Genomic DNA, 24,521 nt, shown 5'->3' with positions numbered 1-24,521 from the left:
CCCGCTGGCAGGGGCTGCTGTTACAATGCGCCCTCGCAAATTTCCAGCCCTTATCTATTTAGGAGCATCCGGTGTCTGTCGTGTTCGTCGCCGCCTCCCAGCTGCCTACCCCGTTCGGGGTGTTTACCATGCATGGCTTTCTCGAAACGGCCACGGGCAAGGAGCATGTTGCGCTGACCTTTGGCGATGTCGCCGATGGCGAGCCGGTGCTGGGGCGCCTGCATTCCGAGTGCCTGACCGGCGATGCGCTGTTCAGCCTGCGCTGTGACTGCGGCTTCCAGCTCGAAGCCGCGATGCGTGCGATTGCCGCCGAAGGGCGTGGCGTCCTGCTCTATCTGCGACAGGAGGGCCGCGGCATTGGCCTGCTGAACAAGATCCGCGCCTACGAGCTGCAGGATGGCGGCGCCGATACGGTGGAGGCCAACGAACTCCTCGGTTTTGGTGCCGATCAGCGTGAATACGCGATCTGCCTGCCGATGCTCGAACACCTGCACATCAAGGCCCTCAAATTGATGACCAACAACCCGCGCAAGGTCAAGGCGCTGGGCGATATGGGCATCAACGTGGCCACCCGCGTGCCGCTGCAGATTGACCATAACCCGCACAACAAGAAGTACCTGGCGACCAAGGCCGGCAAGCTCGGACACATGCTCGGCAGCCTGCATCAGGGCGAGGTCGAGGAAAGCCTGTGACCCGCAGCGAGGTGCGCCGTCGCCTGGCGCTGACCTGGTGGTGGCAACTGGGGCTGACCCTGGCGCCGCTGTTCGTGCTTAATCTGCTGTTCGGGGAGGACCGGCAAGTCGGTGTACTGACCATGCCGCTGTTCATCGTCGGCCTGGCGTCGATGTTCGTCAGCCTGCCGCTGTTCCATGCCTACAAGCACGCAGTGATCGCCACCGGAAAGGCCCTCGACAGCCCCGCAGAGCCGGCCGCCTGGCTGGCCTTGGCCGCTCGGCGCCGGCTGGCCCTGCTCGGCGCCGGCCTGCCGGCCTGGATTGCCGCCATCGCGGTGTTCGCCGGACTGGAGGCGATTCCGCTGATCCTCCTGGCGCTGTCCAGCGTCGTCCTGTTCTACCTCTACCGCACTCCCCGCCAGCTCGGCTGATGCTCCGTCTTTGCGCCTGTCTGCTCGCGCTGCTGGCCTGGCCGGCGAGCGCGGTCGAGCGGGTGGTCAGCCTCGCGCCCTCCCTGAGTGAAATCGTGGTGGAGCTGGAGGCTGCCGATCTGCTGGTCGGCGTGCTGGATGGCGGCGAGCGGCCGGCGGCGCTGGCCCACCTGCCCTCGGTGGGGCGCTACGGCCAACTGGAAATGGAAAGCCTGCTCGAGCTGCAACCCGATCTGATCCTGCTGTGGCCGGACAGCATCAGCAGCGCCCAGCGCCAGCAGCTGGAGCGTTTCGGCATCCCGCTGCTGATCACCGAGCCGCACAACCTGGCGCATCTGGCCGAGCAGTTCGCCGCCATCGGCACCCGCCTCGGCCGCCACGAACAAGGGCAGGCGCTGCGCCAGCGCTTCAGCCGGCGCCTGGCCGAACTGAGCGCGCGCTACCGGCGTGAGCCGCCACTGCGGGTGTTTTACCAGATATGGGATGTGCCGCTGTACACCATCGGTGGCCGGCAGATCATCAGCGACGCCTTGCGCGTGTGCGGTGGCGAGAACGTGTTTGCCGAGCTCGACCTGCCGGCGCCGCAGGTCAGCGTGGAGGCGGTGCTGCAGCGCGATCCCGAGGTGATCCTCGGCGGCAGCGGTGCGCAGCTGGAGGCCTGGCGCATCTGGCCGCACCTGACCGCGGTGGCGCGCAAGCAACTCTGGCAGGTGCCGGACAAGGGCCTGGAGCGGCCCAGCTTCCAGATGCTGGAGGCGACCGAGCGCCTGTGCCAGCAGCTGGCCAAGGCGCGCTGAAGCCCGGGCTAAACGCCCTGTGGGAGGGGCTTTAGCCGCGAAGCTTTACCGTCACATTCGCGGCTGAAGCCCCTCCCACGGTGATGGTCCTGGCTACGGTTCTCGGGCATTTCGTAGGAGCAGCTACGTTATACCTCTGCGTTAAAGCTGAGGTGTCCAGGTCAACGCGAGCAGTCCACTGCGGCCCTCCTCGCGGAAGCCATAGCGGGTCACGCTGCTGAAGAAGGCATCGTCCGGACGGCTATAGGTGGCCTGGCTGTAGTCCTTGTCCAGCAGGTTGTCGACTTTCACCTGCCATTGCAGTTCTTCGGTCATTTTCCAGCTGCCACGCAGGCCGAGCAGGCCGTAGCCGGCCACTTCGATACTATTGGCGGCATCGTCGTAGCGGCTGGAGACCGCCTGCCAGGTCAGGCCGGCGCCGAAGTCGCCGAACTGACGGTCGAGATCCAGGCTCAGGCTGCGTTTGGCGCGCCTGGGCAGGGTATGGCCGCTGTCGCGGTCACGCGGATCGACCCAGCCGGCAGCCAATACCGCCTGCCAGCCCAGCAGGTCGCGCTCCAGGCTCAACTCCACGCCTTGCAGGCGTGCCTTGCTGACGTTTTGCGGCTGACTGAAGAAGGTCAGCGGGTCGCTGACCACGGTGATCAGGTCCTTCACCTCGGTACGGTAGGCCGCCAGGCTCCAGATGGTCTCCAGATGCTCGCCGCGCAATTGCACCTCGTAGGTCTTGGAGCGTTCCGGATCCAGGTCGGGGTTGCCGCCAAAGAATGCCGAGGTGGGAAAGTACAGGTCGTTGAAGGTCGGCGCGTGGAAGCCTTCGCCATAGCTGAGCAGCAAGTCCAGCTGCTGGCTGAGGTTGAGGGTCAGTGCGGCGTTCAGCGTGTTCTCGCTGCCGAACTGCTCGTTGTTGTCATGGCGCAGGCCCAGTTCGGTGGCGAAGCCATCGCCCTGATAGCGATGCTGGGCGAAGGCCGCCTGGTTCCAGCGTTCGGTTTCGCTGAAGTCGGTGTCGCTGGTCAGGCGATCCTCGTACCAATCCGCACCCAGCAGTAGCTGATGAGCATCGCCCAGTTGCAGGGTGTTCAGCCAACTGGCGGAGTCGCGGTAGGTGTTGAAGGCGAAGTTGTTAAACGCGTTGAAGCGATCGCGGTTGTCGCTCTTGTCCTCGACATGGCCGAGTTCCAGGCGGCTGCTCCAGGCATCCAGCAGCTGGGCCTCCAGGTGACCGGCGACGCTGGAAAGGCTGAAGCGCTCGCTGGGGTTGCCCGGGTCGAAGCTGAAGAGGTCGTCGTACTCGGTCTCGCCGCGCTGATCGAGCAGGTTGAAACCGCCTTTCAGGCGCTCGTTGAAGCGATGCTCCAGGCTCAGGTTGAGGGCCTGGCGGCGTAGGCCATCATGATCGCCATCGCGGCCGCGGGAATCGTTGGAGCGGTCGAAGCCCGCGGATTCGTCGAGGCTGGCGCCGAGGTCGAAGCGGGTTTGCGCGTCGCCGCCGGACAGACCGAGGCTGCGTTCGAAACTCTGCTGGCTGCCCGCGGCCAGGCGCAGGCGCGGCTGCAGGCCGGCTTCGCCGCGGCGGGTGAAGATCTGGATCACCCCGCCGATGGCGTCGGCGCCATAAAGCGCCGAGCGTGGCCCGCGCACCACTTCGACCCGCTCGATCTGCTCGGGGCTGAGGAACTCCAGGCGCGCCAGACCACTGGCGGCGGCGTTGAGGCGTACGCCATCGACCAGCACAAGGGTCTGATTGGAGTTGGCGCCGCGCAGGAACACGCTGGTCAGGCTGCCGCGGCCGCCGTTCTGCACGATCGATACCCCGGGCACGCGGCTCAGCAGTTCGGGCACGCTGCGCACCTGCAGGCGTTCGATATCCTGGCGCGTGAAGACGCTGGTCGCAGTCGTCGCCTGGCGTCGTGGTTCCAGTTGCCGCCCGGAGGTCACGATCAACGGCTGCAATTCGAGTGAGTCGGCGCGGTTGCTGGCCTGATCAGCATGAGCAGCCAGCGGCAGCAGGGCCACAGCCAGGGCAAGTCGGGACAATTTCATCGGTAAATCCTCAAAAGACGGAACACTTTCGAGGAGGGCAGGGACAAGCACCGGGCAAGGAGGCGATAGCCAGCGCTTGACGGTGATGCCCTCCGCAACACCAGTCACATCGCGCCGAGGCAGGTCTCCGGGCTGCCGACTGGCACTTTCCCGCCTTCCCAGGCGAACCCAGTGGCGTATCGAGAAAGCCTGCGCATGAGCGCTGTCGGTTACCGTTGCGGGGGCAGCGCAGGCATTGCGGCAGTCGAGTCGACGGCTACGCACCTGCTTCCCTTTTCACGCCTGGGCCTTGCGGCTGTCGGCGACCTCGGACAAGTAAAACGCCGCGCACCATAGGGTACGGCGGGTAGAAGCACAAGCCGCTCGCAGTTGCCGAGCAGGCTTGTTGGATCGCTCCTACATTTGAGTCGTTTCCAGCAGCGACAACCGCTGGCGCACCGCCGCCTCGATGCCGGCCTGGTCGAGGCCGCATTCGGCGAGCATCTGGCTTGGCTTGGCGTGCTCGACGTAGTAGTCCGGCAGGCCGAGGTGGAGCAGCGGCTTGAGGATGTTCTCGCGGGCGAGGAATTCGCTGACCGCGCTGCCGGCGCCGCCCATGATGCTGTTTTCTTCGATGCTCACCAGCAGTGCGTGGCTGCCGGCCAGTTCGCGGACGAGGGCTTCGTCCAGCGGTTTGACGAAGCGCATGTCGACCACGGTGGCGTCCAGGCTCTCGCCGACTTTCAGCGCCTCGGCCAGTTGCACGCCAAACACCAGCAGGGCGACCTTCGCGCCCTGGCGACGGACCAGGCCCTTGCCGATTTCCAGCGGCGTCAGGCCCGGCTCGATAGCTGCGTTCGGGCCGCTGCCGCGGGGGTAGCGCACCGCGGCCGGGCCGTCGAACAGGTGGCCGGTGGTGAGCATGCGGCGCAGCTCGTTCTCGTCGCTGGGGGTCATCAGCAGCATGCCGGGGATGCAGCGCAGGTAGGACAGGTCGAAGCTGCCGGCGTGGGTCGGGCCGTCTTCGCCGACCAGGCCGGCACGGTCGATGGCGAACAGCACGTCGAGGTGCTGCACCGCGACGTCGTGGATCAACTGGTCGTAGGCGCGCTGCAAGAAAGTCGAGTAGATCGCCACCACCGGCTTGATGCCGTCGCAGGCCATGCCGGCGGCCAGGGTCACCGCGTGCTGTTCGGCGATCGCCACGTCGAAATAGCGCTCGGGGTAGCGTTCGCTGAAGGCCACCAGGTCCGAGCCTTCCTTCATCGCCGGGGTGATGCCGACCAGGCGCGGGTCCTCGGCGGCCATGTCGCACAACCACTGGCCGAACACGCTGGAGTACTTGGGGCCAGCGACCCGCTTCTGGATGGAGAGCGGAGCGTTGATCGGCTCCAGCTTGGTGATCGCGTGGTAACCGATCGGGTCGGCTTCGGCCGGGGCGAAGCCCTTGCCCTTCTTGGTGATGACGTGGAGGAACTGCGGGCCGTCGAGGTCGCGCATGTTGCGCAGGGTGGCGAGCAGGGTCGGCAGGTCGTGGCCGTCGATCGGGCCGATGTAGTTCCAGCCCAGCTCCTCGAACAGGGTGCCGGGCACCAGCATGCCCTTGGCGTGTTCCTCGGTCTTGCGCGCGATTTCCCAGGCGCCGGGCAGGCGCGAGAGGATCTTCTTGCTGCCCTCGCGCATGCTCGCGTAGGTGCGGCTGGAGAGGATCTTGGCCAGGTAGTTGGACAGGCCGCCGACATTCTGCGAGATCGACATGTCGTTGTCGTTGAGGATCACCAGCATGTTGGCGTTGACGTCGGAGGCGTGATTGAGCGCCTCGAAGGCCATGCCGGCGGTCAGCGCGCCGTCGCCGATCACCGCCACGCTCTTGCGCTTGCTGCCCTGCAGGCGCGCGGCGATGGCCATGCCCAGGGCGGCGCTGATGCTGGTGCTGGAATGGCCGACGCCGAAGGTGTCGTACTCGCTCTCGCTACGGCGCGGGAAGGCGGCGATACCGTCCTTCTGGCGCAGGCTGGCCATGCGCTCACGGCGGCCGGTGAGGATCTTGTGCGGATAGGCCTGATGACCGACATCCCACACCAGGCGGTCGTCCGGGGTATCGAAGACGTAATGCAGGGCGACGGTCAGTTCGATCACGCCGAGGCCCGCGCCGAAGTGCCCGCCAGTCTGGCCGACCGTGTACAGCAGGTACTGGCGCAGTTCGTCGGCCAGGGTTTCCAGCTCGGCCTCGCCCAGGCGACGCAGCTGATCCGGCGTGTTGGCGCGGTCGAGCAAGGGCGTCAGTGGGCGTTCGCGAGGAATCTCGTGGAAGGTCGTCGGCATCAGGCTGATCGTTATAGGTGCAAAAGATGCGGCAGTTTACCCGAAGCGCCGGAAACTGCCCAAACAAGCTGTGGCGTCCTTGAAACCTATGGGCAGGAGCGGGCCATGCCCGCGATGCCATTTACCGCTTGAGCCATCGCGACCATGGAACTGGGCGCCCCCGCCGCTCCTGCGCAGAGCCCGGACTACCAGCTATCGACGCAGCGCTTCTTGCCCTCACGCGTTGCCGGCCGGGGCGCCGCATTCAACCCGCGCACCAGCCAGGCGCGGGTTTCCAGCGGATCGATGACCGCATCGATCTCGAGGAAACTGGCCATGTTGATGCCCTTGCCGCTCTGGTAGGCCTTGGCCACCAGTTTGTCGAACAGCTGCTGGCGGGCGCCGGGCTCCTCGACGGCCGCCAGCTCCTTGGCGAAACCCAGGCGCACCGCACCCTCCAGGCCCATGGCGCCGAACTCGGCGCTGGGCCAGGCGATGGTGAACAACGGCGAGTGGAAGCTGCCGGCGGCCATGGCCTGGGCGCCGAGGCCGTAGCCCTTGCGCAAGACCACGGTAAAAAACGGCACGGTCAGGCTGGCGGCGGCGACGAACATGCGTGACACATGGCGCACCGTGGCCTGTTTCTCCGCCTCGGGGCCGACCATGAAGCCGGGGGTGTCGCACAGCGAGAGCATGGGGATATCGAAGGCATCGCACAGCTGCATGAAGCGCGCGGCCTTGTCGCCCGCCACGGCATCGATGGCGCCGCCCAAATGCGCGGGATTGTTGGCGAGCAGGCCGAAGGGCCGGCCTTCGATACGGATAAAGGCGGTGATCAGGCCGGGAGCGAACTGCCGGCGCAGCTCCAGCACCGAGCCGGTGTCGGCCAGGGTGGCGATCACCTGGCGGATGTCGTAGACACGCAGGCGGTTTTCCGGGATCAGGTGGCGCAGCTCGCGCTGGTCGGCGCACTGCCAGTCGGCCAACGGCCCCTGGAAGTAGCCGAGGTACTGCTTGGCCACCCGCACCGCCTCGGCCTCGTCGGCCACCTGCACATCGATCACCCCGTTCGGTCCCTGCACCGCGACCGGGCCGACCTCCTCGGGCGTGTAGCTGCCCAGGCCGCCGCCCTCAATCATCGCCGGGCCGGCCATGCCGATGGTCGCGTTGGCGGTGGCGATGATCACATCACAGCAGCCGAGCAGCGCCGCATTACCGGCAAAGCAGCGCCCGGAGACCACCCCGACCAGCGGCACCAGCCCGGACAACCTGGCCATGCCGACGAAGGTGTGGCAGTCGAGCCCGGCGACGCCGACGAAATCGCTGTCACCGGGCCGGCCGCCACCGCCCTCGGCGAACAGCACCAGGGGCAGGCGCCACTGCTCGGCGAGGCCGAGCATGCGGTCGGTCTTCTTGTGGTTCATCACCCCCTGGGTGCCGGCGAACACCGTGTAGTCGTAGGCGATGGTCATGCAGCGTGCGGCCTGGCTGCCGAACAAGTCGGCGTTGACCGTGCCGATGCCGGCCACCAGGCCGTCGGCCGGGCTCTGTTCAATCAGCTCCTCCAGGGAACGACGGCGGCGCTGGGCGGCCAGGGCCAGGGCACCGTATTCGCTGAAGCTGCCGTCATCGAGCAGCTCGGCGAGGTTCTCGCGCACCGTGCGCTGGCCGGTCTTGCGCCGCTTGGCCACGGCCTGCGGGCGGCGTTCGTCGCGGGTGATGGCGTGGCGTTCGAGCACTTCGGCCAGGTCCGCGCGGATATGCTCGAGGTCCAGGCTCTGCTCGCTCCGGGCCGGTTCGCCGCCGACCTCGGCCGGTTCGATAAACAGTAGCGGCTGGCCTTCGCCGACCACGCTGCCGGGCGGCGTGGCGAGGGCGCGGACGATGCCGCTGTGGCTGGCCTTGACCACGAACTCCATCTTCATCGCCTCCAGCACGGCGATGCTCTGGCCGACCGCCACGGCGTCGCCTTCCGCCACCTCCAGGCACACCAGCACGCCGCTGCTCGGCGCCTGCAAGGGCAGGCAGCCGGGCGGGGCATCGATCGCCTGCGGCGCCGCACCGGCGGCCGCCGGGCTGCCGGCAAAGAACAGATGGGCATGGGCCTGCTGCTGGGGCGCCAGCAATTGCACCAGCCGGCTTTCGACGAAGCGCGTGCTGACCCGGCTGGCGGCGACTTCCGGCAGGCGCAGCAGGTTCTGCAGCAGGTGCAGGTTGCTCGCCACGCCCTCCAGGCGGAACTCGCAGAGCGCGCGGTAAGCGCGGCGCAGCGCGCTCGGGTAGTCCGGGGCGTGGGCGATCAGCTTGGCCAGCAGCGAATCGTAGCTGGGGCTGACCGGGTAGCCGGCGTAGCCGTAGCCGTCGACGCGCAGACCCGGGCCGCTGGGCGGTTCGTAGGCCGTCAGGGTGCCGGCGGCCGGGTGGGTGCTGCCATCGCTGCTCATGCTTTCCAGGTTGATCCGCAGTTGCACGGCGCAGCCAGTAATGGCCGGCGGCTGCAGCAGGTTCAGTTGCGCCAGGCTATGCCCGGCAGCCAGCCTGAGCTGGGTCTGCAGCAGGTCGATGCCGGTGACCTGCTCGGTGACCGTGTGCTCGACCTGGATGCGCGGGTTGGCCTCCATGAAGTAGAAACGCTCGGGCTGCTGGTTATCCAGCAGGAACTCGAAGGTGCCCAGTCCCTGATAGCGCGCCGCGCCGGCCAGTTTCAGCGCCGCGGCGATCATCCGCGCGCGGGTGGCGGCTGGCAGGTCCGGGCTGGGGGCGATCTCCACCAGCTTCTGCTGGCGCCGCTGCAGGCTGCAATCGCGTTCCCACAGGTGGCTGACCGCGCCCGTATGGTCGCCCAGCACCTGGATCTCGATATGCCGGGCATCGCCCACCAGTTGCTCGATATAGAGCGCGTCACTGCCGAAGGCCGCACGGGCTTCCGACTGGCAGCGGGCGAACGCCTGGTCCAACTCCGCTTCGGCGAACACCGGGCGCATGCCGCGACCGCCGCCGCCGGCCAGGGCCTTGAGCATCACCGCGCCGCCGGCGCCCAGGCTGCGCAGGAACTCGCGGGCCTGATCCAGGCTGACCGCATGATTGAGCCCGCGCACCAGTGGCACCTCGCAGCGTTCGGCCAGCGCGCGCGCCGCGGCCTTGTCGCCGAACAGTTCCAGCACTTCGGCACTGGGGCCGATAAAGCACAGGCCGGCGGCCTGGCAGCGGCGGGCGAACTCGGCGTTCTCGGCGAGAAAACCGTAACCGGGATGGATCGCCGCGCAACCCTGGTCCTGGGCGATGGCGATCAGCTGGTCCATCGCCAGATAGGCTGGCACACCACGGCCCTTGAGGGCGACCGCGCTGTCGGCCTTGCGCACATGCAGGGAGGCGGCATCGTCCTCGGCGTACACCGCCACCGAGCGAATGCCCAGCTCGGCGGCGGCGCGGGCGATGCGGATGGCGATCTCGCCGCGGTTGGCGATCAGCAGGGCTTGGAACATGGCAGGACTCGCTGGTTGACGGCGTGAATGGGCATTTTCGCGGCGGTCTGTTAAAGCGCCGGGGTTCGAAGCTGTCTTTGCAACTCGATCAAGATGTTCGCCAGATGGTCATAGGCGCTGCGCCAGGCCCGCATGGCCGCGTCGGACAGGGCCTCTCTATCCAGGGCTTGGCGAAAGGCCGCGAACAGTGCGCTGGCCACCATCTCGAATTGCTCTTCCTGCAGGTCGATGCGGTGATGAACCTGGGCAATCTTCGGCGCGTGCTTGAGGAATGGTTCCAGATTATCGATGTTGGCCGCATACCCGGCGACGATGTTGGCCAGCGGTGGCAGTCCAGCCCGCTGCAGTAGGGCATAGGCCGTGGGGTGGTGTTTGTCCAGATGTTCGTAGACCAGTTGGTTGATTTGTTGCGCCTGCGCCTTGATGGCTCCCGCGCTTTGCTTGATCAACTGAACCGCCGTGTCATCGATAGTCATACTCATTCCCTTCGGTTGGTTGCGTGGGGCTTACCGTTAAAGCAGCGCCTCGAGTTCGTTCTTCTTCACCTTGCCGGTGGCGGTCAGCGGCAGGCTGGCGAGCAGGCGGATCTCCGGCACCTTGTAGACCGCCATGGCCTCGCGGCACCAGGCCTGCAGGCTGTCCGCGCTGGCGCCGCTGCCGGGCTTGAGCACCACGAAGGCCACCGGGCGCTGGCCGCTGCGTTCGTCGCTGCGGCCGAGCACGGCGCTGGCGAGGATCGCCGGGTGCTGGCCGAGCAGGGCCTCCAGCTCGCTGGGGAATACGCTCATGCCGTTGACCTTGAGCATCTCCTTGCGCCGGCCGAGGTAGCGGATAAAGCCCTGTGCGCTGATCTGGCCGAGGTCGCCGCTGTGCAGCCAGCCGTCGCGCAGCGCGGCGGCGGATTCCTCCGGACGATTCCAGTACCCCTTGAGCAACGACGGGCTGCGCAGGCACAGCTCGCCCTCCTGGCCCAGTGGCAGCAGTTCGCCGGTGGCGAAGTCGCAGACCTTGAACTGGGTGCCCGGCACGGGCAGGCCGACGAAGGTCGGCGCGCTCCTGAGGTCGAAGTCGTCTTGTTGCAGGCCGGCGGTGAAGGTGTCGCAGGTGTGGCTCTCGGTCATGCCGAAGCTGAACTCGAACAGGCTGGTGCCGGTCAGCGTGCGCCACTGGCGGCGGTACTCGGCGGTGAGCTTCTTGATAAAGGAGATGCTGCCGGTCTGCTGCAGCGAGCGGAAGTCGAAGTCGCCGACCCGCGGGTGTTCCAGCACCTCGGCGACATTGTCCACCAGCAGGCCGCAGTGGCTGACCCGGTAGTGCTCGACCGCGCCCATGAAAGCCAGGGCGTCCCAGCGTGCCAGCAATACCAGGCGGCAGCCGCTGAACACCGGGAACAGCAGGCCGGCGTTCTCCCCGGCGATCCAGAATTCCGGGAGGAAGTTGAGCAGCACGCTATCCGGGCGCAGTTGCAGGGCCACCGCGAGGAAGCTGGCGCAGGTGTAGAGCATGTCGCCGTGGCTATGCACGCAACCCTTGGGCAGACCGGTGGTGCCGCCGGTGTAGTTGAGCGCGGCGATGTCGCCCAGCTGCGGACGGTGCGCCGGAGTCGGCGCCTGGCAGGCCGCCAGCGCCGGGTAGAAGTCGATGAAGTCGTCGCCCGTGACCTTCGCCGCCAGCAGCAGGTCCGGCACCGGGATGCTCGGCTCGGCCGGGCACAGCTCGGACAGGCTGGTCGCCAGCACATGGGCAAGCTGGCAGTCCTCGCGCACCGCCCGGACCAGCGGCAGCAACTGGTCGAAACAGAGGATGGTGCGGGCGCCGCTGTCCTTGAGCTGGTAGCTCAGCTCCAGCGCCTTGCTCAGCGGGCTGACCGGCGCATAGACCGCGCCGCACTTGAGGATGGCGTAGAAGGCGATATGCAGTTGCGGGCAGTTGGGCATGAACAGCGCGACCCGATCCCCCGGCGCTATCCCCAGCTCCACCAGCAACGCGGCGCAGCGGTCGGAAAGGCGATCCAGTTCGGCATAGCTCAGGGACAAGCCGTAGAAGTCCAGGGCCGGCGCTTCGGGCTGCAGGCGGGCCCAGGCGCGCAGGTACTCGGACAGCGGCTGCTGGCCGTGCGGGTAAGACGGCTCGCTCGGCGTGCCGACCGGCCAGGCGGCGGCCTGCAGCGCATGCAACTGTTGCAGGTAGAGGTCTTCGGTCATCGGTTGTGCCCTGTCGTTTGGCTCTGCGGGCAGCTTAGGCGGCCGGGACACGGGACAGAACTGATGCTTATGCATTGCTATCCATGAATGCTATGCATGGTGGCGCCGAGGCTTGGCGCTGCTAGGTTCAGGCTGAGTCGGATAATGCGGAAATAACCATGAATCAAACGCATGAATGGCCAACCCTGGAACGCCTCGACCTCAACCTGTTCCGGGTGTTCGAGGTGGTCTATCGCGAGCGCAACCTGACCCGCGCGGCGCTGCTGCTGCACCTCAGCCAGTCGGCGGTCAGCCACGCCCTGGCGCGCCTGCGCGAGCAACTGGGCGATCCGCTGTTCGTCCGCGCGGGACGCGGGGTGGCGCCGACGCCCCTGGCCGAGCAGCTGGCGCCGGGCATCCAGGATGCGCTGGAGGGGTTGCGACGCAACCTCGGCCGCGGCCATGGCTTCGACCCGCAGCATGATCGGCGGGTGTTCAGCCTGAATATGCCGGAGCAACTGGAACCCCTGATGCTACCGGGCATCCTCGGCCAGTTGCGCCGGCTCGCGCCGCAGCTGGAAGTGCGCAGCAGCAGCGTGCATTGGGCGGCGTTGAAGCTGGAGCTGATCGCCGGACGGGTCGATCTGGCCATCGAGATCGCCCGCCCCACCGATGCCGAACTGCGCCAGCAGCTATTGCTGCAGGAGCCGCTGTGCGTGGTCGCCGGCCCGGCTTTCGCGGGCGAGCTGAGCGCCGAGCGCTACCTGGCCGCCGAGCATGTGGCGGTCACCTCGCGGCGCCGCGGGATCTGCGTGGAAGACTTGGCCCTCGGCCATCTCGGCCTGGTGCGCCAGGTGCGCCAGCGCTGCCAGCATTACCTGACCGCGGCGCTGCTGGTGGCGCGCAACGACTGGCTGCTGACCATGCCCAGGCGCTATGCCGAGCTGATCAATGCCGGGCTGGACAACCGCCTGCTGGCGATGCCCCTGGCACTGCCGCCGGTGACCCTCAACCTGTACTGGTCGCGCCAGGCCGAGAATGAGCCGGGCAGCCAATGGCTGCGCGGGCAGTTGCTGGAGCTGGCGCGGCAGCGGTTTTGATCGGGTGACGGCTGTGTAGGAACGGGGGGACGCCTAGTTGCCATGCCCGCGATACTTTATGCAGGCATGTCCTATCGCGGCCATGGGCCGCTCCTACGAAACGCCCTAAAACCGTAGCCCGGATGAAATCAGGGAATCTCTAAAAGACCGACAACGTTCCCCGGATTGCATCCGGGCTACAAGAGCCCTAAACCCAACAGCCCGCTAGTGCTGGCGTTCGACGATATAGCGGGCCAGCTCGCGCAGCGGCTCGGCGGCGTGGTCGAACGGGCGCAGGGCGTGCAGCGCCTGGTCGCGCAGTTCCAGGGCGTAGGCCTTGGCGGCGTCGAGGCCGAGCAGCGCCGGGTAGGTCGGCTTGTGGTTGGCCTGGTCCTTGCCTTGGGTCTTGCCCAGAGTGGCGGTGTCGCTTTCCACGTCGAGGATGTCGTCCTGCACCTGGAACGCCAGGCCGATGGCGCGGGCATAGCTGTGCAGGGCTTTCAGCGTACGTTCGTCGGCACGCGCACTGGCCAGGGCGCCGAGGCGCACGCTGGCTTCGATCAGGGCGCCGGTCTTGTGCCGGTGCATGAGTTCCAGCGCTGCCTGATCGAGCGTCTGGCCGACCGAACCGAGGTCGATGGACTGACCACCGACCATCCCTGCGGGGCCGGCGGCGCGGGCCAGGCTGGCGATCATCGCCAGGCGCAGCTCGGCGTCATGCGGGTTGCAGTGAACATCGGCGAGCACTTCGAAGGCCAGGCTCTGCAGGCCATCGCCGGCGAGGATGGCCACGGCTTCGTCGAAAGCCTTGTGGGTGGTGGGCTGGCCACGACGCAGGTCGTCGTCGTCCATCGCCGGCAGATCGTCATGCACCAGCGAATAGGCATGGATCAGCTCGACCGCGCAGGCCGCGCCATCGGCCTGTGCCGGCTCGCCGCCGAGGGCTTCGCAGGCGGCGTAAACCAGCAGCGGGCGCACCCGCTTGCCGCCGTTGATCACGCTGTAGCGCATGGCCTGGTAGAGCCGCTGCAATTCGCCGGGGGGGGCCTCGAACAGGCTTTCCAACGCCGCATCGACACGGCGTTGGCACTGCGCCTGGTAGGTCGCGATCATGCCTGTCGATCCGCGTCGAAGGGGGCTTCCTCCAGCTCGCCGTCGCGCTCCATGAGGATTTGCACTTTCTGCTCGGCCTGAGCCAGCGCGGCCTGGCAGTCGCGGGTCAGGCGGATGCCTTGTTCGAAGGCGGTCAGCGAGTCTTCCAGCGACAGCTCGCCGTTTTCCAGGCGCTCGACCAGGCTCTGCAAGTCGGTGAGGGATTGCTCGAAGTCGAGTGAGGCTTTTTTACGGGCCATGGCGGGCATTCTCTGGCGGGGGTTCGGGCAGCAGTTGCAACCGGCGCGACACTAGCAGAGCCGCGCCACACGGGCAAATCGACGGTCGTCGCAGCAGCTCACCCGGCGAAATAGGTCACCCAGAAATAATAGAGGGTCATGCCGGCGCCAACCAGAATGACCAAGGCGCGCAGCAGCGCCGGCGGCAAGCGCTGGCCCAGGACGCCGCCGGCATAGCCGCCGAGTGTCGCGCCGACCAGCAGGACCGCCAGCTCGTACCAGCTGACCCGCCCGGCGACGATAAAGGTGATGCTGGCGACGCTGTAGATCACCGCGGAAATCAGGTTCTTCAGGGCATTGGCGCGGGCCAATGGATGCCCTTCGATGGAAAACGCCGCCAGTTGCAGGATGCCCATGCCCGCGCCGAAGTAGCCGCCGTAGACCGACACGCCGATATGCGCGCCCAGCGACAGCGGGCCGTGCGGCGGTTGCGCGGCTTCGGCGCGGCGTGCCGCCAGCCAGCGACTGAGCCAGGGGCTGGCGGCGAACAGTACGGTGGCCGCCAGCAGCAGCCAGGGGATCAGCTTGGCGAACACATCGTCGCCGCCGGCCAGCAGCAACAGGCCGCCGAGCAGGCCACCGCATAATCCGGCCAACAGCAGCGGCAGCGGATAGCGGCCGAGCGGACGCAACGAGGCCCGTGCCGCCCAGGCCCCGGCCAGGCTGGCCGGCCACAGCGCCACGGCATTGGTGGCATTGGCCGTCACCGGCGGCAGACCGGCGGCGAGCAGGGCCGGAAAGGAGAAAAAGGTGCCGCCACCGGCCAGGGCGTTCATGCCGCCGGCGGCGAAACCGGCAAGCACCAGCAGGAGGATGTCTGAATAGGGCATGGACCGTGCTCGCGGCAAAAGCGTGCAGAGTAAGGCCTGACCATCGGCTCAGCCAAGCGCGAACTGCAGGCATAAAAAATGGCCGGGAGCCATTTCTAACGTCGCGTAGCGACGGCCAGAAGGGTGGCTGCCATGGATGGCAGACATAAAAAAACCGGCTTGTGGCCGGTTTCAGGGGGTGGTGTCAGCTTATTTTTGGTAAGCCGCCACTGCCTTGATGATTTCGGCGCGGGCTGCGTCGGCATTGCCCCAGCCTTCTACCTTGACCCACTTGCCTTTCTCGAGATCCTTGTAGTTCTCGAAGAAGTGCTTGATCTGCTCGAGCAGCAGGGCTGGCAGGTCGGTGTATTCCTTCACGTCCACATACAGCTGGCTGAGCTTGTCGTGGGGCACGGCGATCAGCTTGGCGTCGCCGCCGGCTTCGTCGGTCATGTGCAGGACGCCAACCGGACGCGCGCGGATCACCGAGCCGGGGGCTACCGGATACGGGGTCACGACCAGCACGTCGAGGGCGTCGCCGTCGTCGGCCAGGGTGTTGGGGATGTAGCCATAGTTGGCCGGGTAGAACATCGGGGTGGCCATGAACCGGTCGACGAACAGGCAATCGCTGTCCTTGTCGATTTCGTATTTGATCGGCGCGTGGTTGGCCGGGATTTCGATGGCGACGTAGATGTCGTTCGGCAGGTCGAGACCGGCTGGAATCTTGCTGTAGCTCATGGAGTGACTCCCGGGGATGGGCTAAAAAAGTGGCGCGATTATAGGCATATTCCCCGGCTGTTGCTATGCCGGAGTGCCTAGCCATTGGTCGTGTGCTGGCTGTCTTTGGGAGTAGCGCGATAGTCAGGATGCGCCGCCTGCAAGCGTTGCAGGCGCGCCAGCGGGTCCTGGCGGTAGAACAGTGCGAGCTGCGCATAGACCGCGGGAAAGGCCTCGGCCAGCAGGTCCGGGGCGCTGAAGAAGTACTCGCTGGTTACCGCGAAGAATTCCGCCGGATTTTCCGCAGCGTAGGCGTCGATGGCGGTATCGGCGTGCGGATCGGCGTCGAGCTGGGCGTTCATGGCGTCGTAGGCGCTTTGCATGGCGCTGGCCCAGTCTTTGACGCGCATGCTGCGGTGCAAGGGCGGCAGGCCATTGGCATCGCCATTGAGCATGTCCAGCTTGTGCGCCAGCTCGTGAATCACCAGGTTGTAGCCGTCCCAGCCGCCGCTGGTCTGGACCCCAGGCCAGGCGAGGATCACCGGCCCCTGCTGCCAGGCTTCGCCGCTGTGCGCGGCATCCCACTCGTGGACTACGCCGCTGGCATCGCGATGGCGCTGCGGGCTGACGAAATCGTCGGGGTAGAGGACGATCTCGTGGAAACCCTGGTACCAGTCGAGCTCGGCCAGGTGCAGCAGCGGCAACTCGGCCTGCGCCGCCAGGGTCAGGCGGTCGATGGCGTCCAGTTCGACGCCGGGCAGAGCGCTCAGGTGTTTGTCATGCAGGAACAGCACGGCGCTTTCGCGCAGGCGCTGCTCTTCGCTGTCGCTGAGGCCATCGAGCAGCGGCAGGCGCCGACGCACCTCGGCCCAGGTCGTGGCGGTTATTGGATGGCGGGCAAGGATGCGCCGGCGGCGCCAGGCGCGGAACGACCACATGGGGACTGGCTCGGGTTGCACGGCTGTTCACCATAAGCGGCGCCTGGGGATGCGGCAAGCGGCGGCGAATCGGCATAAAGGCTGCAACGGTCCTGGCAGTACTGTCCAGGGGGGCTGCCGATGTCGATAGAACGCATGGACCATCCTGCCGTCAGCCTGCTGCTGGGCGGCGGCATCGACCTGCCGGCCCAGGCGGCGCGGGCGCGGGCGATGTGGCTGGCGGGGCGGCAGGGACGCCCACCGCTGTTGCTGGTGGCCTTGTTGTGGGCACGCGATTGCCCCGATGTGGTGCAGCAGCTGCAGGGTTATCTGGATGCGCTGTTCGCCGATTATCGCTGCACGCCCGCGGGCTGGAGCGAGGCGCAGGCGGCGCGGCAGGTGCTGGCGGCGCTCAATCAGCAACTGTTCCGCAGCCGGCGGACGGGGCGCAGTGTGCCGCGCCTGGATGCCGGGCTGCTGTTGCTGCAGGGTGGCGCTGCGCAGTTCCTGCAGGCCGGTGCGGTGGGTCTGCTGCGCCACAAGGGCGGTGGCCTGCAGTGCCTGCCGGGGCGTGAAGACATGCAACTGGGCATGCAGGCCGAGCTGGCGCTGGTGCAGCACAGTCTGCCGTTGAGTGAGGGCGAGGCACTGTTGCTGGCGCCGCAGCCGTTGCTCGGCGTGGCCGATCTGGACGCCTTCCGCGCCGGCTGCCAGACGCTGACCGTGGCGAGCATGCCGGCGCTGCTGGCGCCCTTGCTCAAGGCGCCCGGCGCCGCCGCGCTGCTGCTGCCGGGGGCGGCCGCAAGCCTGCCGCCGACGGCGCCGCGGGAGCAGTGGCCGGCGCTGGCCGAGGCCGTGACCGGCATGCAGGTGGATGGCTGGACGCTGCTCGACGAGTGCCCGTACGGCCCACCCGGCCGGTTGTTCCGGGCGCGCGACGAAAGCGCCCGCGAGGCCTTGCTGTGGCTCGCCGAGCAGGCGGCCGACGAGGTGTTCTGGCAGCGTGAATGGGCACTGCGGCGCAGTCCGGTAGCCAGCTTGCCGCGGGTGTTGTCGTCGCACCGGCCGCGCCGACATGCCTTCATGCTGTTCGAGCCGCCGGCACCGGGGCTGCGCAGCCTGGCCGATTGGGCCGCGGCCCATGGACCCGTGGATGGGGCGACCCTGCTGGCCTTGCTCGATCAGGCGATTGCGGCGGTGCGCGCCCTGCAGCGCCGGGGTATGCAGGGGCTGTGGCTGAGTCCGCGGAACATCCTGATCAGCGCGGGCGGGCGTCTGTTGCTGTTGCCGGAACATGCCGCGCTGTTGCCGGGCGCGCCACGTCAGCAGCTGCCCGCCGAGGCGATCCCGCTGGCGCCGGAGTTGCGCGGCGGGCAGCGGGTGGATGGCCGCGCCGATCAGTTCGCCCTGGCGGCCCTGGCCTACTGGTTGATCTGCGGCCAATGGCCGGAAATCGCGTGCCCGGAAGGCGGCTCGCCGAGCCGTTATGTGCCACTGGCCAGCTTCACCACGCACTTGCCGGCCGGTTGGGATGGCGTGCTGGCTCGGGCCTTGGCGCCCCAGCCGGCCGCGCGCTTCGAGGCCTTGTCGGAGTTTCGCCAGGCGTTGCAGGAGCCGCTGGCGCATCCGCCGGCGCCGGCTCGGGTCAACCTGCGCGCACAGCCCTGGCGCCTGGCATTGCTCGGCGCCCTGGTGATTCAGCTGGGGTTCGGCTTATGGCTGAGCCTGCTGGGGTAGGCGAACGCATGCCACGGCAGGCCCCACCCGGTTGCCGATGTGGCAGCCGGATTGGGCCGGCGCAGCCCCGGTCAATCGCTGCTGATGGGCAGCACGTAGTTCTTGAACTGCTCGTCCTCGACGAAACCGATCGACTCGTAGACCCTCTGCGCCACCTCGTTATCCCGGCTGGTGGCGACGCGCATGCGCACGGCGTTGGTTTCCTTGGCCATTTTCTTGGCCGTTTGCAGCAGCCGGTCGGCAACCAGCTGCCGCCGCGCGTCTTTGGCGACATAGATGTCGTTGAGGATCCACACGCGCTTGAGCGACAGCGAGGAATAGCTGGGGTAGAGCTGGCAGAAGCCGAGCAGCTTGTCTTCGTCGTCGGCCAGGGCCAGGTAAATCACCGATTCCTTGCGGCGCAGACGGGTTTCCAGGAACTTGCGCGAGGAGTCGGGGAAAGGCAGTTCGCCGTAGAACTCACGGTATTCGACGAACAGCGGGGTCAACAGATCCAGGTGCTCCAGGGTAGCAGGGACGATACGCATGGCGAGCCTCGGCATTGGTGATTGGCTGGGTTGGCACCGCATGAGCTATGCCAGCGGACGCTCCGATGCTGCCTAATGCTTTTGGAAAGCGCAATCCAAGCAAGCGTTTGATTTTTCGATTCCACCCTGCAACTTGATTGGGGCTGGTCGGTCGAAACCAGCGCGCTACACGTCGAGATCGAGCGCAGGGCGCTGTGCTAACCTGCGGCAAGATTTTTCAGCGCCTGTTGTGGCCGGTTTTCGAGGACGCCTTCAAGGTAAATCATGCATATCCATATTCTCGGTATTTGCGGCACCTTCATGGGCTCGCTGGCCGTGCTGGCCAAGGAACTGGGCCATCGCGTCACCGGCTCGGATGCCAATGTCTACCCGCCGATGAGCACCCAGCTGGAGGCCCAGGGCATCGAGCTGACCCAGGGCTACGATGCCGCGCAACTCGATCCGGCGCCGGACCTGGTGGTGATCGGCAACGCCCTGTCGCGCGGCAATCCGGCGGTGGAATACGTGCTGAACAAGGGGCTGCCTTATGTCAGCGGCCCGCAGTGGCTGGCCGACCATGTGCTGCAGGGGCGCTGGGTACTGGCGGTGGCCGGCACCCATGGCAAGACCAGCAGCGCCAGCATGCTGGCCTGGGTGCTGGAGCACGCCGGCATGAGCCCGGGCTTCCTGATCGGCGGGGTGCCGCAGAACTTCGGCATTTCCGCGCGCCTGGGCGACACGCCGTTCTTCGTGGTCGAGGCCGACGAGTACGACAGCGCCTTCTTCGACAAGCGCAGCAAGTTCGTCCACTACCGCCCGCGCACCGCGATCCTCAACAATCTGGAGTTCGATCACGCGGATATCTTCCCGGATCTGGCAGCCATCGAGCGGCAGTTTCACCATCTGGTACGGACCATCCCCGGTGCTGGCCTGATCATCCAGCCGGCTGCCGACGTGGCACTGCAGCGGGTGATCGCGATGGGTTGCTGGACCCCGGTGCAGACCACCGGCGAAGGCGGCCAGTGGCAGGCACGCCTGCTCAGCGCCGATGGTTCGCGTTTCGAGGTGGGCTTCGCCGGCAAAACCGCCGGCGTGGTCGACTGGCAACTGACTGGCCAGCACAACGTGGCCAATGCCTTGGCGGTCCTGGCGGCGGCGCGGCATGTCGGCGTGGTGGCGGAGCTCGGCATCGCCGCGCTGTGCAGCTTCATCAACGCCAAGCGGCGCATGGAGAAGGTTGCCGAAGTCAATGGTGTGACCATCTACGACGACTTCGCCCACCATCCGACCGCCATCGCCACCACCCTCGACGGCCTGCGCAAACGCATCGGCAGCGCCAGGCTGATCGCGGTGATCGAGCCACGCTCCAACTCGATGAAGCTCGGCGCCCACCGCGACGGCTTGCCGGGCTCGGTGGTTTTGGCCGATTCGGTGTACTGGTATGCACCGGCCAACCTCGGCTGGGACCTGGCGGCGACGGTCGCCAACTCCACGGTGCCGACCCGGGTCTGTGATTCCCTGGAAGCGATCATTGCCGGGGTCAAGGCCGAAGCCGCACCGGGCACCCAGGTGGTGGTGATGAGCAACGGCGGTTTTGGCGGTTTGCACGGCAAGCTGGCCGCGGCCTTGGAGGCATAAATGTCCGGTCCAGAACGCATCACCCTGGCCATGACTGGCGCCTCCGGGGCGCCATATGGCCTGCGCCTGCTCGACTGCCTGGTGCAGGAAGACCGTGAGGTGCATTTTCTGATTTCCAAGGCCGCACAACTGGTGCTGGCCACCGAAACGGACGTGACCCTGCCAGCCAAACCCCAGGCCATGCAGGCATTCCTCAGCGAATACACCGGCGCCGCGCCGGGGCAGATTCGTGTCTACGGCAAGGAGGACTGGATGGCCCCGGTGGCGTCCGGCTCGGGCGCACCCAGCGCCATGGTGGTGGTGCCGTGCTCGACCGGCACGCTGTCGGCGATCGCCACCGGTGCCTGCAACAACCTGATCGAACGCGCCGCCGATGTGGTGCTCAAGGAGCGCCGCCAGTTGATCCTGGTGCCGCGCGAGGCGCCGTTTTCCAGCATCCACCTGGAGAACATGCTCAAGCTGTCGAACCTGGGCGCGGTGATCCTGCCGGCGGCGCCGGGCTTCTATCACCAGCCGCAGACCATCGACGACCTGATCGACTTCGTCGTCGCGCGCATCCTCAACTGCCTGGGCGTGCCGCAGGACATGCTGCCGCGCTGGGGCGAGCACCATCAGGTGTCGGATGAGTAAGACCACCGTGCGTACCGGCGGGCGAATGGCGTGCCTGCTGCTCATGCTGTTGAGCAGCGGTTGTGCCACGGTGCGCACCCTGGATGCGGCCAAGTCGGGCGCGCCGGTAATCTATGCCGGCACCCGCCTGGACCTGTATGCGCTGAACCACGGTTGCTGCGCGCAGCAACGTTTCGGCGCCGAGGCGCCGCCCTACCCCGGCCTCGACCTGCCCGCCAGTGCCCTGCTGGACACCCTGTTGCTGCCATTCTCGCTGGCGACCGAATTGGGTGTGAACCTGGGCGTCAGCGGCGGGCTTTGATCCGGCGCTGCCCCCCCATCTATGAAGATTGCGGCACCGCGATGATCCGCCAGTCGTCGCCGACCGCGCGCATCTCGACGATCTTCAGTGCCTGCGCCTCGGCCATGCGCGCCAGCGGCAGGTCGAGCAGCGGCCGCGCACTGGAGCCGAGAAACTTCGGCGCGATGAACAACTGGTACTCATCGACCAGGCCCTCGCGGGCGAACGCGCCAGCCAGGCGCGGCCCAGCTTCGACCAGCACTTCGTTGGCGCCGCGCCCGGCCAGTTCGCCCAGCAGTTTGTGCAGATCGACATAGCCGCTACTGCCCGGCACGGCCAACAGTTCGTGGCCGGCGTCCAGGTAGCGTTCGCGCGCCGTAGCGGCCGCGCAGGTCGCCACCAGTGTCGCGCCAGCCTGAAAGAAAGGCGCATCCAGCGGCACCCGCAGGCGTCCGTCGACCAGCACCCGCAAGGGTGGCCGGGTCACGGCCAGCGCCGTCAGTTCGGCATCCAGGCCCAGTTCAGCGGGGCGCACGGTCAAGCGGGCATTGTCCGCCAGCACGGTGTCGGCACCGGTCAGCACCACGCTGGCGCGGGCGCGCAGGCGCTGCACCGCGGCGCGGGCAGCCGGCCCGGTAATCCACTGGCTCTCGCCGCTGGCCATGGCGGTGCGACCGTCCAGGCTCATCGCCAACTTGACCCGCACGAAGGGCAAGCCCTGCTCCATGCGTTTGATGAAGCCGGCGTTGAGCGCCCGCGCCTCGGCTTCCAGTACGCCGGCCTGGACCGCTATCCCGGCCTGCATCAGCCGCGCCAGGCCATTGCCGGCGACCTGCGGATTGGGATCCTGCATGGCCACCACCACCCGCGTGACGCCGGCGGCGACCAGCGCATCGGCGCACGGCGGGGTGCGGCCGTGATGGCTGCAGGGTTCCAGGGTCACATAGGCGGTGGCGCCACGCGCCTGCGCGCCGGCCTGGCGCAGCGCATGCACCTCGGCGTGCGGCTCACCGGCGCGCACATGCCAGCCTTCCCCGACGACCTGCCCGTCGCGGGCGATGACGCAGCCGACTCGCGGATTCGGGTGGGTGGAATACAGGCCTTTGCGGGCCAGCTCCAGGGCGCGGGCCATGCAGGCATGATCGACGCTCATCATTGCTCTTTCGCGGGTTCGCGGGACAGCCGATCGATTTCCTCGCGGAATTCGTTGAGATCCTGAAAGCGCCGGTAGACCGAGGCGAAGCGGATGTAGGCAACCTCATCGAGCTTTTGCAACTCGCTCATGACCAACTCGCCGAGCACCAGCGACTTGATCTCGCGCTCGCCGGTGGCGCGCAGCTGGTGCTTGATATGGGCAATCGCCGCCTCCAGACGCTCGATGCTCACCGGGCGCTTCTCCAGGGCACGCTGCATGCCGGCACGCAGCTTGTCTTCGTCGAACGGCTGGCGGCTGCCGTCCTGCTTGATCAGCCGCGGCATCACCAGTTCGGCGGTTTCAAAGGTGGTGAAACGTTCTTCGCAAGCCAGGCATTCGCGCCGACGACGCACTTGCCCGCCCTCGGCGACCAGGCGCGAATCGATGACCTTGGTGTCGTTGGCACCGCAGAAGGGACAGTGCATAGGAGGGCAGCCGCCTTGAACAGGAAAGCGCCATGGTAGCGCATCCCGCGGGCAAGACAAGCCAATGACTTTGCGGTATACAGGCGCGCGCCCAGCTACTCTTTGCAGGCACACCGCTTCTTTCAGGCCTACCCCTCAGATGAACATTGCCATGCGACTGCTCGCTCCGCTCACCCTCGCCGGACTGCTCGCTGCCTGCGCCGGCGAACCCGCCGTGCCGCCCCAGCCCCAGCCCACGACCAAGCCGGCGCCTGAAGCAAGCAGCGCGGCGGCGCCGGCGCCCCTGTCGGCGCACCTGCGCGAACTCACCGGCAGCCTGCTCGGCGTACCCAGCGATGGCGAAGTCGAACTGGCTCTGCTGCTGATCGATGCGCGTGGCCTGCCCCAGGGCCTGCTGGGCAACGTGCAACTGACCGGCAACGGCGCGGCCCTGCCCTTTCGCCTGCCCTTCAACCCGGAGGCCTTCATTCCTGGGGTCCAGGTCGAACTGCGCGGCCGGGTCAATCAAGCCGGACGCCTGATCCTGCGCCTGCCGCCGCGACCGATTCGCCACAACGACAGCCAGCAACTCGGCGAATTACGCCTGGTGCCGGCGCCGTGAGCAGCACTGCCGCCCTGCAGGCGGCACTGAGTGAGCTGCTCGGTGACGCCAGGCTGGTGGCCGAGCCATTGCCCGCTACCGAGCTGAAACTCTGGCTGATCGATGCCGCCAATATGGCGCGCGCCTTCAACCCGGAGGAAACCCGGCGCGTTCTCGAGGAACCGCCCTACTGGTGCTTCTGCTGGGCCAGCGGCCTGGTCCTGGCGCGCTGGCTGGCCGAACACCCGCAGTGGGTGCGCGGCAAACGCGTACTGGATTTCGGCGCCGGTTCCGGCGTCGCGGCGATTGCCGCGGCCAAGGCGGGCGCCCTCGAAGTGGTGGCCTGCGACCTCGATCCACTGGCCCTCGCGGCCTGCCGGGCCAATGCCGCACTCAACCAGGTGGAACTGGGCTACTCGGCGGACTTCTTCCAGGAAGCCGACCGTTTCGACCTGATCCTGGTCGCCGACGTGCTCTACGACCGCGCCAACCTGCCGCTGCTCGACCAGTTCCTCAGCCGCGGCCGCCAGGCGCTGGTGGCCGATTCGCGGGTGCGCGATTTCCAGCATCCGCTGTATCGGCGCCTTGGCCTGATGGACGCCTGCACCTGGCCGGATCTGGCCGAGCCCGCCGAGTTTCGCCAGGTCAGCCTGTATCACGCGCAACGCGACTGACACACGCCTTGTTTCCGCAAGCAGGCGCCCACATTTATAGTGAT

23 protein-coding genes and 1 riboswitch are annotated in these 24,521 nt (G+C 67.2%); of the genes, 10 read left to right on the top strand and 13 right to left on the bottom strand.

Annotated elements, in window-relative coordinates; translation table 11 throughout:
- Positions 1-71: 71 nt before the first annotated feature.
- From ribA to G9C89_RS16770, 3 genes are read left to right on the top strand one after another with little or no spacing between them, the layout of a single operon-like run.
- Entirely contained in the window at positions 72-692 is a 621-nt protein-coding gene (gene ribA, locus G9C89_RS16780; RefSeq protein ID WP_172150031.1) for a GTP cyclohydrolase II, read from the top strand.
- The gene (locus G9C89_RS16775; protein ID WP_172150029.1) at positions 689-1,105 is read left to right on the top strand and encodes an MFS transporter; all 417 of its coding nucleotides are present in this window, start codon (positions 689-691) and stop codon (positions 1,103-1,105) included. The genes ribA and G9C89_RS16775 overlap by 4 nt, the downstream gene beginning before the upstream one ends.
- Positions 1,105-1,902, top strand: coding sequence for a cobalamin-binding protein (locus tag G9C89_RS16770; RefSeq protein ID WP_172150027.1), 798 nt, complete (start codon positions 1,105-1,107; stop codon positions 1,900-1,902). The genes G9C89_RS16775 and G9C89_RS16770 overlap by 1 nt, the downstream gene beginning before the upstream one ends.
- A 141-nt stretch (positions 1,903-2,043) precedes the next feature.
- Here the strand turns inward: G9C89_RS16770 and G9C89_RS16765 are convergent, their stop codons facing one another.
- The 5 genes from G9C89_RS16765 to G9C89_RS16745 all read right to left on the bottom strand — a co-directional run bounded on the left by G9C89_RS16765 (position 2,044) and on the right by G9C89_RS16745 (position 11,920).
- The gene (locus G9C89_RS16765) at positions 2,044-3,948 is read right to left on the bottom strand and encodes a TonB-dependent receptor domain-containing protein (RefSeq protein ID WP_172150025.1); all 1,905 of its coding nucleotides are present in this window, start codon (positions 3,946-3,948) and stop codon (positions 2,044-2,046) included.
- Between the two features lie 101 nt (positions 3,949-4,049).
- Positions 4,050-4,273: riboswitch (cobalamin riboswitch) on the bottom strand.
- 71 nt (positions 4,274-4,344) lie between these two features.
- Positions 4,345-6,252: a 1-deoxy-D-xylulose-5-phosphate synthase gene (gene dxs, locus G9C89_RS16760; RefSeq protein WP_172150023.1), complete on the bottom strand. Its 1,908-nt coding sequence runs from the start codon at positions 6,250-6,252 to the stop codon at positions 4,345-4,347.
- Between the two features lie 185 nt (positions 6,253-6,437).
- Positions 6,438-9,716 carry a carboxyl transferase domain-containing protein gene (locus tag G9C89_RS16755; RefSeq protein ID WP_172150021.1) on the bottom strand — a complete coding sequence of 1,093 codons (3,279 nt, stop codon included), beginning with the start codon at positions 9,714-9,716 and terminating at the stop codon, positions 6,438-6,440.
- Positions 9,717-9,766: 50 nt separating this feature from the next.
- Positions 9,767-10,192: a protoglobin domain-containing protein gene (locus G9C89_RS16750; RefSeq protein ID WP_172150019.1), complete on the bottom strand. Its 426-nt coding sequence runs from the start codon at positions 10,190-10,192 to the stop codon at positions 9,767-9,769.
- 36 nt (positions 10,193-10,228) lie between these two features.
- The gene (locus G9C89_RS16745; RefSeq protein WP_172150017.1) at positions 10,229-11,920 is read right to left on the bottom strand and encodes an AMP-binding protein; all 1,692 of its coding nucleotides are present in this window, start codon (positions 11,918-11,920) and stop codon (positions 10,229-10,231) included.
- 158 nt (positions 11,921-12,078) lie between these two features.
- On the opposite strand from G9C89_RS16745, the gene G9C89_RS16740 reads away from it, so the two are divergent.
- On the top strand, positions 12,079-12,999 hold the full coding sequence (locus G9C89_RS16740) for a LysR family transcriptional regulator (protein ID WP_172150015.1): 921 nt from the start codon (positions 12,079-12,081) through the stop codon (positions 12,997-12,999).
- Positions 13,000-13,203: 204 nt separating this feature from the next.
- On the opposite strand, the gene ispA is transcribed toward G9C89_RS16740, so the two are convergent.
- The 5 genes from ispA to G9C89_RS16715 form a co-directional block, all read right to left on the bottom strand.
- A complete protein-coding gene (ispA, locus tag G9C89_RS16735) occupies positions 13,204-14,091 on the bottom strand; it encodes a (2E,6E)-farnesyl diphosphate synthase (protein WP_172150013.1) in 888 nt (295 codons plus the stop codon).
- Positions 14,088-14,330 carry an exodeoxyribonuclease VII small subunit gene (locus tag G9C89_RS16730; protein ID WP_172150011.1) on the bottom strand — a complete coding sequence of 81 codons (243 nt, stop codon included), beginning with the start codon at positions 14,328-14,330 and terminating at the stop codon, positions 14,088-14,090. Before G9C89_RS16730 ends, ispA begins: the two co-directional genes overlap by 4 nt.
- 98 nt (positions 14,331-14,428) lie before the next feature.
- Positions 14,429-15,199: a sulfite exporter TauE/SafE family protein gene (locus G9C89_RS16725; protein ID WP_172150009.1), complete on the bottom strand. Its 771-nt coding sequence runs from the start codon at positions 15,197-15,199 to the stop codon at positions 14,429-14,431.
- 189 nt (positions 15,200-15,388) lie between these two features.
- Entirely contained in the window at positions 15,389-15,916 is a 528-nt protein-coding gene (gene ppa, locus G9C89_RS16720; protein WP_172150007.1) for an inorganic diphosphatase, read from the bottom strand.
- Positions 15,917-15,993: 77 nt separating this feature from the next.
- Positions 15,994-16,833, bottom strand: a complete 840-nt coding sequence (locus tag G9C89_RS16715; RefSeq protein ID WP_172150005.1) for a M90 family metallopeptidase — start codon at positions 16,831-16,833, stop codon at positions 15,994-15,996.
- 120 nt (positions 16,834-16,953) lie between these two features.
- Between G9C89_RS16715 and G9C89_RS16710 the strand changes: the two genes are divergently transcribed.
- Positions 16,954-18,549 (top strand): protein kinase, encoded by a 1,596-nt coding sequence (locus G9C89_RS16710; RefSeq protein ID WP_172150003.1) that lies wholly within the window; start codon positions 16,954-16,956, stop codon positions 18,547-18,549.
- Positions 18,550-18,620: 71 nt separating this feature from the next.
- Here the strand turns inward: G9C89_RS16710 and G9C89_RS16705 are convergent, their stop codons facing one another.
- Positions 18,621-19,076 carry a GNAT family N-acetyltransferase gene (locus G9C89_RS16705; protein ID WP_172150001.1) on the bottom strand — a complete coding sequence of 152 codons (456 nt, stop codon included), beginning with the start codon at positions 19,074-19,076 and terminating at the stop codon, positions 18,621-18,623.
- Between the two features lie 264 nt (positions 19,077-19,340).
- Between G9C89_RS16705 and mpl the strand changes: the two genes are divergently transcribed.
- From mpl to G9C89_RS16690, 3 genes are read left to right on the top strand one after another with little or no spacing between them, the layout of a single operon-like run.
- Complete coding sequence (mpl, locus tag G9C89_RS16700; RefSeq protein WP_172149999.1) at positions 19,341-20,693, top strand: UDP-N-acetylmuramate:L-alanyl-gamma-D-glutamyl-meso-diaminopimelate ligase; 1,353 nt, start codon at positions 19,341-19,343, stop codon at positions 20,691-20,693.
- Positions 20,694-21,323 carry a flavin prenyltransferase UbiX gene (gene ubiX / locus G9C89_RS16695; protein ID WP_172149997.1) on the top strand — a complete coding sequence of 210 codons (630 nt, stop codon included), beginning with the start codon at positions 20,694-20,696 and terminating at the stop codon, positions 21,321-21,323. It abuts the gene before it with no gap.
- A complete protein-coding gene (locus G9C89_RS16690) occupies positions 21,316-21,624 on the top strand; it encodes a YceK/YidQ family lipoprotein (protein WP_172149995.1) in 309 nt (102 codons plus the stop codon). Before ubiX ends, G9C89_RS16690 begins: the two co-directional genes overlap by 8 nt.
- Positions 21,625-21,643: 19 nt before the next feature.
- Here G9C89_RS16690 and ribD read toward each other — a convergent pair whose 3' ends face one another.
- Positions 21,644-22,759 carry a bifunctional diaminohydroxyphosphoribosylaminopyrimidine deaminase/5-amino-6-(5-phosphoribosylamino)uracil reductase RibD gene (gene ribD / locus G9C89_RS16685; RefSeq protein WP_172149993.1) on the bottom strand — a complete coding sequence of 372 codons (1,116 nt, stop codon included), beginning with the start codon at positions 22,757-22,759 and terminating at the stop codon, positions 21,644-21,646.
- Positions 22,756-23,223, bottom strand: a complete 468-nt coding sequence (gene nrdR / locus G9C89_RS16680; protein ID WP_172149991.1) for a transcriptional regulator NrdR — start codon at positions 23,221-23,223, stop codon at positions 22,756-22,758. The genes ribD and nrdR overlap by 4 nt, the downstream gene beginning before the upstream one ends.
- A gap of 151 nt (positions 23,224-23,374) precedes the next feature.
- Between nrdR and G9C89_RS16675 the strand changes: the two genes are divergently transcribed.
- The gene (locus tag G9C89_RS16675; RefSeq protein ID WP_256674262.1) at positions 23,375-23,824 is read left to right on the top strand and encodes a hypothetical protein; all 450 of its coding nucleotides are present in this window, start codon (positions 23,375-23,377) and stop codon (positions 23,822-23,824) included.
- Complete coding sequence (locus tag G9C89_RS16670; protein ID WP_172149989.1) at positions 23,821-24,477, top strand: class I SAM-dependent methyltransferase; 657 nt, start codon at positions 23,821-23,823, stop codon at positions 24,475-24,477. The genes G9C89_RS16675 and G9C89_RS16670 overlap by 4 nt, the downstream gene beginning before the upstream one ends.
- Positions 24,478-24,521: the final 44 nt, after the last annotated feature.

Source organism: Pseudomonas tumuqii, from assembly GCF_013184545.1.
Taxonomy (GTDB): domain Bacteria; phylum Pseudomonadota; class Gammaproteobacteria; order Pseudomonadales; family Pseudomonadaceae; genus Aquipseudomonas; species Aquipseudomonas tumuqii.
This window is presented reverse-complemented; position numbering and strand designations above follow the sequence as displayed.